Consider the following 10,161-nt stretch of genomic DNA (forward strand, 5'->3'; position numbering starts at 1 on the left):
TGCCGGCACCTTCTCCCCGTAGAACGGGGAGAAGGGAACTGTCGTCTGCGCAATCGCCATTTGCATGATCGTCACGACAGGTGCCTTACGGCGCCTTGATCTCCATCATGCCGGTGGCGGTGCGGGCCGAAAATTGCGGCCGGTACATGTCTTCCACCGTTGCCGCCGGATGGGCGTAGGTGCCCGGCGTCACGGCGCGCACGACATAGGCAAGCGTCAGATTGTGGTCGTGCTCGCCATCGGCCGGGTTGAACGCCGCGACGAAACGGTCGTCGCGGAATTCGAGATGGGCGGCGTCGGTCTGCGCCAGCCAGGAGAAGTTCGTCAATTGCGCGCTGGAGACCAGGCCGGGATTGTCGATCTCGAAGCCGGCGGGCAACAGGTCGGTGACCAGCAGGCGCGACGGCCAGCTGTTCTGTTCGGTGACCTTGAGCACGACGACATAACGTTCGTTCTGGGTGGCCTCCGTCACATTGGCTTCGGTGCCATCGAGCTTGTAGTAGGTGCGGTCGATGGTGAAGCCGTCGCCGCCGGCCGGCAAGGGCTGGATCGGCGACGCCACGGTGGTGACGACGGCCTGCAGCGGGGTCTTGCCGGTGTTGGCGATTTCGAGCGGGCTGTCGACCAGTTCGGAGCCGTTGACCTGGTTGGAATAGCCGCCCGAATGCGGCGCGCCATTGACGGTCAGCGTGATCGAGTCATTGCCTTCCTTCAGCGCGCGGGCCGCCAGCAGCATCCAGGAATCGTCCTGGGTGCTGGTCCAGCGCACTTCGGCGCGTTCCCTGGTCACCAGCTTGATCAGCTCCGGCACGATCGTCGACACCGGCTTCGATTCCGCCGCCAGCGACAGCATCGCCGCGCCGTCACGCAGCGCCGAGCCGTAGTCGGAGCGGTACCAGTCGTAGTCGGTTTGCGACTTTTCGAGCTGCAGCGCGGTCTTGAACGTCGCCTCCGAGCGCTGCGTGTCGCCGTAGAGCGCAAGGCTCGCCGCCAGCTGGGCAACGGCCATCGGGCTCGTGAAGGCTTCGAGCTGAGTGTCCGCGTAGTAGCGCAGGTCGCCGATCGAGGCCTTCTTGTTGCGGGCGAGAACGTAGAGGGCGTAGGCGATCTCGCTGCCGCGGTCCTGTACGCTCTGGTCGTAGCCGAGCGAGTTCTGCAGATTGCTCAGCGCCTGGTTCATGGCCAGCGCCGGCACGTCGTATTTCTGCTCGCGCGCCCTGGTCAGGAACTCGCTGACATAGGCGTCGAGCCACAGATCGCCGGAGCCCGGACCCCACAGGCCGAAGCTGCCAGACGAGGACTGGTAGCYCAGCACCTTGTAGATGGCATCCTGGATGCGGCCGTGCAGGTCGGGGTCRCTCTCCATGCCGACGCCCGACGCCATCTCATTGACGTAGAGAAGCGGCATGGCGCGGCTGGTGGTCTGCTCGGCGCAGCCATAGGGGTAGCGGTCGAGCGTCATCAACAGCGAGGGCACGTCGAAGGCTGCCGCCTGCGAAACGCCGACGCTGACGGAGGCACCCTCAAGCAGGCTTGCCGCCAGCAGCTCCTTGTCGACGCGCAGCGCGCCGCCATTGCCCTTGAGGTCGACCACAAGGCGCGTGGTGACCGGCAATTGCGCCGGGCGCACCGGCACGTAGAGCGTCTGCTCGACCTTGGTGCCGTCGGCATGCGCCAGCTTGATGGTGAGCGAGGCATTGCCCGGCGTCTTTGCGATCAGCGGCACGGTCAGCGTCTGGCGCTTGCCCTGGGCGAGCGTCAGCTTCTGGGGCAGGGGCTTGTCGCCGGTCGACAGGTCGCCCGTCGTGTCGATCGAAAAGGCATAATCGCCGGCCGGACCGTCCGTGTCGGCCACGTCGAGCCGCATGACGGCGGCATCACCAGGCGCCAGGAAGCGCGGCAGGCCGGCGGTGATGACCACCGGGTCGCGCACGATGACATCCGACTGGGCATGGCCGACCGCTTCCTTGGTCCAGGCGACGGCCATGACGCGCACGGTGCCGTTGAACTGCGGGATGTCGAAGTCGATCCGTGCCTTGCCGTCGGCGTCGAGCTGGACCGGGCCGGAGAAGAAGGCGACCAGCTTTTCGGTGGGCGGGCTGCCTTGCGCCTGCATGTTGGCGCCGTCACCGCCGGTCCGAAGCTTGCCGGTGGTGCCGAGCGAGCCATCGATCAGGCGGCCATAGATGTCGCGTATCTCCATGCCCAGCATGCGCTGGCCGAAGAACCAGTTCTCCGGGTCCGGCGCCTTGTAGTTGGTCAAGTTGAGGATGCCGACATCGACGGCGGCAACCATGACATAGGCGTTGGTGCCCGGCTGCACGCCGGCCACGGAAACCGGGATCGACAGCTGCTGGCGCGGCATGGTCTTGTCCGGCGGCGTCAGCGTAACCGCGAGCTTCTTGGCGCCCGGATCGACCGTCAGCCATTTCACGCCGATGGCGCGGGCCGGCATGCGCGTTTCCTGCGCATCGCCCGGCCGGAACAGGGTTGCCGTGACATAGGCGCCGGCGCCCCAGTCGTCGCCGACCGGAATGTCGACGGTGCTGCCGCCGGCCGGCACGGTCGCCGTGATGGTCTTCAACAGCTTGTCGGAACCGATATTGATCAGAAGTTCGCCGGCAAAATGCGGCGAGACTTTCAGCTTGGCCACTTCGCCCGCGGCATAATTGTCCTTGTCGAGGGCGATTTCCAGGCCGTCGGGCGTTTCGGTGGTCGTCGAGGCGACATACCAGCCGGCGTCGAACTCATAGCTGGTCGCAGGTCCCTCTGGATCGGAGGTTTCGACCTCGAGCCGGTACTGGCCCCAGTCGACCGGCACGGAGACGGTGGCGTCGCCATCGGCGTTGAGGTCGATCTGGCCGTTGGCGATCGACTTGGTGAGGGTGACCGGCTCGTAGTTCCACGAATTGCTGGAGCGGTACCACTGGTAATTGCGTTCGACCTTGACCAGCGTCCACTGCGCGCCTTTCAGCGCCTCGCGCTTGCCGGAGGGATCGACCGCGATCAGGCTGAATTTGGCCGTGCCGCCCTGCGGCACTTCACCATCGGCGAAATCCGGACGGATGCCGATCATATGGCCTTGCGGGCGGATGCCGATGTTGAGCGAGCGCTCGATGGCGCGGCCGCCGGTTTCACGCATGCGCACCGTCACCTTGCCGTCGACSAGCTTGGTGGTCGMSGGCAATTGSTCGACGGWRACMGGGAAGGTCGCCTTGCCGTCATCGCCGACCACCGGCAGGTTGGTCAGCGGCGTGACCGTGGGCTCCGCCGACTGCTCGTCGGCGAGGCCGAAGGAGAAGTTGGGGAAGCGGTCCCAGTCGCGCGCCGTCGACAGCGTCAACTCGCCTTCCAGGGCCAGGCCCGCCGCCGGCGCGCCATAGAGGAAGCGGCCGTCGATGTTGATGTTGGCGGTTTCGCCACGCTCGATTTCCTGCTTGTCGGCCTTCATGTCGAATTCGATGCGATCCGGCACGAAATCCTCGACCAGGAACATCTGGCTGGCGACCGCCGGCTGCTTGGGATCGGTGTAGATCGACACCGACCAGGTGCCGCGCATGGCGTTGGGTTCCAGCGGCAGGTCGACGGCATGGCCGCCGGCCGAAGCGCCGTCGCTGACGATGCGGCGGTCTTCGACGCCGTCTGGGCGCGAGAAGATGAAGGTCAGCGGCAGGTTCTCGACCGCCTTGGCCGCGCCATCGCGGGCAAGGGCGGCGACATGGACATCCTCGCCGGCGCGGTAGATGCCGCGTTCGGTCCAGGCATAGACGTCGAGCGCGCCGGGCGCCGCGCGCCCGGTGACGCCGCGGTCGGAGAGGTCGAAGCCGGCCTTGGACATGTCGAGGAAGACGAARTCRTTGTCGCCCTGCTTGGCCATCAGMACGGCCGGCACCATGCCGCCRTCGCCGCGYGTCAGGCCGGSRTTGAAGACRGCGTGGCCKTCGGCRTCSGAKGTCGCGGTGCCGAGCAYYTCGTTGTTGCGGGCGACCAGCGTCAGTTCGGCGCCGGCAATCGGCTTGGCCGAKCCSAGCGAACGGGCAAAGACATTSAGCCCRTCCTGGCCGGTATAGGTCGACAGGCCGATGTCGGAGACGACGAACCATTGCGTGGCCATCGAGCCATAGTCGTCGCTCTTATCGTTGACCGGCTGGGCGGTCAGCACATAGACGCCGGGCTTGCGCTGCGGCACCGCCTCGTCGACGGGGAAGGAGGTGGTGACCTCCTTGTTGAGGTCGTTGACGATGTCGAGCTGGCCTTGCCAGACCGGCGAGCCCATCTGCTCGGAAATGTTGGAGATGTCATAGCTGTCGAGCTGGTGCAGGAACTGATAGCCCGACAGAAGCTGCGCCAGCGAGCGGTCGCCGATGCGGTAGAGCTTCATCTGGGCGGCGTTCATGTTGACGGTGACGACCGGAATGCCGCGGCGTGCGCCGGCCGGCAGCACGAAGCTGTCGCCGGTGAAGCGGGCGGATGGGGCGCGGTCCTGCACATAGATCGACAGCACCACGGGAGCGGCGGTCACTTCGCCAATGGCCGCCGGCAGGCCGGCGCGGAAGGTGACATCATAATGCTGGCCGTGTTCGAGCCCTTCGACGCAGATCTGCTTGTCTTTGGCCTCGACGCCTTTGGGCGGCGCGTTGTCGACAGTGACGAACTGCGCATAGTCGACGCCGGTCTTGACCAGTTCCTCGGAGAATTGTGCGCAGATGCGCGGCGCGCTGGTGTCGGCATCGACGCTGTGGTCGACGACACGGAAACCCTTGCGGGCCTTGAGGTCGGCATAATCGGCCTGGACAGCCGGCGAGGTGACAAGCGCAAGGCTCGCCTCATAGGCCTGCAGGGCAGGACGGTAGAGATCGCGCTTGTCGAGGCCATTGCCGAGCAGCGCCAGCACGTCGGCGCGCGTCTTGGTGGTGCGCAAAAGCTTATAGGCGTTGAAGGCAGCGGAAGTGCCGTTCATCGGGAAAGTGGATACTTCCGCGGTGCTGGCTGCGGGCTGCACGGCAAGGGTTTCGCGCGCCAGATTGAGCCAGAGCTGGCCGTCATCGGGCATCACCGAGACAGCGGCTTCGTATTTCTGCATGGCGGAGCGATGGTCACCGGTCAAAACGGCCTGCTCGGCCGCGTTGATCAGGGCCGCCATGCCTTCGGTCGGCTTGTCAAAAGCGGGGCCAAGCAGCTTGTTGCGGTACTGCTGGGCCTGGTCGGCCATCCAGTTGGGGAAGAAGGCGAGTTCCGGCGGCGCGCCGATATCGGGATCGCCGTCAATGTTGACGATCTTGCCCGCAACCGCGCCGCTGAAGGGCTTCAGCTGGTTATAGTCGGATTTGAGAAAACACCATTTGGCCTTGGTGTTGTAGGTGAAGGCGCGGCAGGCCGGATCGCCAAGGCATGTCGTCTTGCACTGGTCGAGGGTGACATTCTGGTCGGATCTGAGATCAAAGCCGAAATAGTCGGAATTGTCTGTTGTTGCGATTCGCCGGGCTTCGGCCGCTTGCGCGACGCTGTTCCAGGCTAAGACATTGGCCCAGGCAAGGAAAAGAAGGATAAGGATAGACAGACCACGAGCCGCGCGCATTGCCATAACACCCTCCAGACAAGTGCAGACGTCCGGGCATGTTCAAGCTTCAGTCAAGCTTGTCAACGCGCGAACGCGGCAGGTTCCGCCTGCCAACGGTTTATTTCCCGGCCAAGGACCGGTATGCGAACAGTAACCTCCACGGGACAGGGGATCACGCATTCTTGCGGAAACGCAGAAGGTGTGAATTCCAAGCCCGTCCTATTTCAGACAATTGGATTGTGGCCCCTTTACGAGCGCTTCAGAACTTCATTCCAATTTTAGTTTTGTAACCTAGGTTGTCTTAATGCCGGCGCATGAAAAGCAGATGTCAGGAAGGACCGCGCCAGGGCGCGTTCTTCCGCGCGCCCTGCTTTTGGCCATGATGTGCGCGAGCGCGCTGGCCGCCGAATCACAGCCAGCCGCCGCTTTCGAGCTTTTCGGCATCAAGCTGTGGGGATCGTCCAACGACGAGGACGCCGATATCGTCGATCCGCTGCGCTATGCCGTGACCATCACTGCGCCCGATGCAGACAAGGCCCTGGTCAAGAAGCTTGAAAACACCTCGGCACTGAAAGGCGATGAGGACCGGCCGGTCTCAGGCTCGCTCGGGCTGATGGCCAAGGCGCGAAGCGATCGTGAACAGCTGGTCGCCGCACTTTATGCCGATGCCCGCTATGAAGGCGTGGTCACCATCACCATCGACGGCAAGCCGCTCGACGACTTGCCGCCGGACGCCGAATTCAAGGGCCCGCAGCCGATTCCAGTGGCGATTGTCATCGCCGCAGGGCCCAAATTCACGCTTGGCAACATMAGGCTGGARGGCGACGCGGCSGGGCTSATGAGCGCCGATTWCGGCCTGATATCAGGCGGCGACGCTGGGTCCGGCGCGGTGCTCAAGGCCGAGGCGCTGATCGTGCGGACGCTGAAGGAGCAGGGCAGGCCGCTGGCCAAGGTTACCGACCGGCAGATCGTCGCCGACCATGCCACCTCGACGCTCGACGTGACGCTGACTGTCGCCGCCGGACCGGTCGCCGGCTATGGCGCGACCACGGTGGAAGGCACGGAGAAGGTCGACCGCGACTTCACCGAATACATGACCGGGCTGAAGCGCGGCAAGCAGTACTCGCCGCAGGAGATCAGCGATGCGCGCGACCGGCTGCTGGCGCTCGAGGTCTTCAACAGCGTGACGTTCAAGGAAGCCGACAAGCTCGACGCCGACGGCAACATTCCGATCGGCGTTCAGGTCAGCGAGCGCAAGCCGCGCTATTTCGGGCTGGGCGGCACTTTCTCGAACACCGAGGGCCTTGGCCTGGAAGGCTATTGGGGGCACCGCAACCTGTTTGGTCACGCCGAAAAGCTGCGCATCGACGGCGCCATTAGCGGCATCGGCAGCAACAATCTGTCCGATCTGAACTACAATGCCGGCATCATGTTCGAGAAACCCGGCGTGATCGGGCCGGCATCGAAATTCTTTGCCAGTGTGAAGACCGTGCTCGAGCATCCGGACGCCTACGACCATTTCTCGATCAAGGGCAGCACCGGCCTGTCCTATGAMMTCGACAAGAAGCAGACCGTCTCGGCCGAGGTCGCGCTCGACTACTCTCGGATCCACGACGCCTTCGGCAAGCACAAGTACCTGATCGCCAGCATTCCGCTGCAATATGTCTACGATAACCGCGACAACCGGCTGAACCCGACCAGCGGCTTCAGGGTGCTGGCCTATGCCGAACCGAGCTATGACATCATGAATGGTGCGGCCTTCCTCAAGCTGAGGGGCGAGGGATCGGCCTATCAGTCGCTGGATACAGCCTCGAAGTTCGTGCTGGCCGAGCGCGTCGCCGCCGGCTCGATCGTCGGCACCGGGTTGCAGAATGTTCCGGCCGACCGGCGTTTCTATTCCGGCGGTGGCGGTTCGGTGCGCGGCTATGCCTATCAGGGCATCGGCCCGAAAGACTTCAACGGACAGCCGATCGGCGGCCTGTCCTTCTTCGAGACCTCGGTCGAAATGCGCATCGCCGTCACCGACACGATCGGCATCGTGCCGTTCGTCGACGCCGGCACGGTGTCGACGAAGTCGGTGCCCAATTTCTCCGACGTCAAGGTCGGCGCCGGCGTAGGCCTGCGCTATGTGACGCCGTTCGGGCCGCTGCGCATCGATGCCGCCGTGCCGCTCAACCGCGATCCCGGTGACCCGCGTTTCGGCATCTATGCCGGCATCGGACAGGCATTCTGACGATGAAAACGGTCCGGCGCATCCTTCGCATTGTCCTCTACACGCTGCTGATCGTGGTCGCGGGCGCCATCGGCGCGCTAGTCGTGCTGACCAAAACCGAGCGCGGACGCGACAATCTCTCCGGCATCATCTCGCGGCTCGCCTCAACCGACGACCGCAAGATCACCGTCAGCGGCATTGACGGCATCTGGTCGGGTAACCTCAGCGTCGACCATGTCGTGCTGGAAGACCGCCAAGGCGCCTGGCTGGTGGCGCGCAAGGTCGCCGTCGACTGGTCGCCGCTTTCGCTCTTGTCGAAAAGCTTCAGCGCCGACCGCATCGCGGCCGAGCGCATCGAACTCGCACGGCTGCCGGTGGCAAGTCAGCAGCCGCCGGCGCAGAGCGGCACGACGACGCTGCCGGTTTCCATCGACATCAAGCAGATCGACCTGCCGGAAATCGCGCTTGGCCAGCAACTGGCCGGCAGCGGCATTGCCGAACTCGCCGCCAAGGGGATGCTCAAGGCCGATGCCGCGCCGCTGGCGGTCGAGACCACACTTAACGTCACCCGCCATGACGGCAAGCAAGGCAATGTCGACGCCAAGATCCACTTTGCGCCTGATGACAACAGGCTTGACCTCGACCTCAAGGCTTCCGAGCCAGCAGGCGGCATCATTGCTAATCTGCTCAAGCTGCCCGATGCGCCGCCGGTAGACATAGCCGTCTCGGGCACGGGGCCGCTTGCCAACTGGAACGGCATCGCCACCTTCACGGTCGACGGCAAGATCGTCACCCAGCTGACGGGCCGTCATCAACTTACCGACAAGGGCAATCACGTCGAGGCCAAGGGCGATGGCGAGTTCGCGCCTTTCCTGCCGGAAAATCTGAGGCCACTGTTTGCCGGCAAGACCAGCTTCGATGTCGCCGGCACCGCGACATCGGCCGGCGGCATCAGCGTCGACCACGCCAACATCGAAAGCGATGCGATCCATGGCACCGCGGCCGGCATCGCCGACCCTGCCGGCGCCAGCGATCTCTCGGTTGAAATTGCCGCCAAGGGCGCACCTGTGCCGATCATCGTGGGCAATGCGGCACAGCCAATCACGGTGGTCATCCGGAACATCACCGCCCGCGCCTTTGGCGACGGCAAGGCGCCGATCATCGACATTGGTGCCGCGCTGGTTTCGGTGGTCGCGGGCGGCACGCAGCTGAACGATCTGGCGGCGCAGATCCATTCCGACGGCTTCGACATCCAGAACCGCGCCGGGCCGTTTGCCGTCAAGCTGACGGCGGGTGGGCTGAAGACCGACGTGGCGACGCTGGCGCCGCTAATCACCGGCAAGGTCGATGTCGATCTGGGCGGATCGCTGAGCAAGGACGCCATCACCATCGACCAGGGCACTTTGCGCTCCGATGCGCTCAACGCCTCGTTGACCATGACGGTGGCGCTTGCCGATCTCTCTATGCAGCTCAAGATGAATGCCGATGCGGTGTCGACCGCCTTGCCGCCGCAGATCAGCTCGGTGCTCGGCGAGCGGGTGAAATTCTCAGCCGCCGCAACGCGCGATCCGCAGGGCTCCTTTGCCGCCAATTCGATCTCGTTGACCTCCGGTTCGCTCAGCGCCAGTGGCACCGCCAGCGCACAAGGCAGCGACATCCAGGCCGACATCAAGGGCACGCTGGGCGACGTCTCGGTGCTGTCGCCGATGGTCGGCGTGCCGGTTGCCGGCGGTGTCGATTTCGCCCTGACGGCAAGCGGCCCGCGCTCGGCCCCGGATTTCAGCGTCTCCGCCGGCAGCGACAGCCTGACAGCCTCGGGCCGCACGGTGAAGGCGATCAAGCTGACGGCGAGCGGCAAGGCCGACATAGTAAGCCCCTCGGCCGATGTTTCGCTGACCGGGACCGTCAACGACGAGCCACTGGACATCAAGGCGGCATTGGTGACGAGCGAGGGCAAGCGCTCGATCAACGGCTTTCTGGTCTCGCTTGGCGACAACAAGGTTTCGGGTGACTTGGCCTTGGACGACAAGTTCATGCCTTTGGGCACGCTGACGCTGGCCGCACCCGCCATCGACCAGTTAGCGGCACTGGCCGGCCAGGCGGTGACCGGCGATATCAACGGCACCATCGGCTTTGCCAAGGACGGCGAGACGCCGTCGGTCACCATCGATGCCAAGAGCACGTCGATTGCGCGCGGCGAGGTGACGGCCAAGACCATCGCCGTCAACGCGCTGATCGCCAACTATCTCAAGGCGCCGGCAATCTCGGGCACCATCAAGGCTGACTCGGTCACCTCGGGCGCCACCGAAATCAGCGGCATCGGCGTCGACCTGAAGCGCGACGGCGATTGGACCAATTTCACTGGTGGCGCCACCATAGCGGGCATTCC

General features: G+C 64.6%; 2 protein-coding genes and 1 pseudogene. 2 read left to right on the top strand and 1 reads right to left on the bottom strand.

Annotated features, from left to right (window positions below; translation table 11 throughout):
- Nucleotides 1-85: 85 nt before the first annotated feature.
- Nucleotides 86-5,584, bottom strand: coding sequence for an alpha-2-macroglobulin family protein (locus tag AC1DX0_RS24440; RefSeq protein WP_477357136.1), 5,499 nt, complete (start codon nucleotides 5,582-5,584; stop codon nucleotides 86-88).
- Between the two features lie 280 nt (nucleotides 5,585-5,864).
- On the opposite strand from AC1DX0_RS24440, the gene AC1DX0_RS24445 reads away from it, so the two are divergent.
- Nucleotides 5,865-7,793, top strand: coding sequence for an autotransporter assembly complex protein TamA (locus AC1DX0_RS24445; protein ID WP_477357138.1), 1,929 nt, complete (start codon nucleotides 5,865-5,867; stop codon nucleotides 7,791-7,793).
- 2 nt (nucleotides 7,794-7,795) lie between these two features.
- A pseudogene (locus AC1DX0_RS24450) lies at nucleotides 7,796-10,161 on the top strand (translocation/assembly module TamB domain-containing protein); the annotation flags it as partial.

The organism is Mesorhizobium sp. P3_A9, from assembly GCF_056402975.1.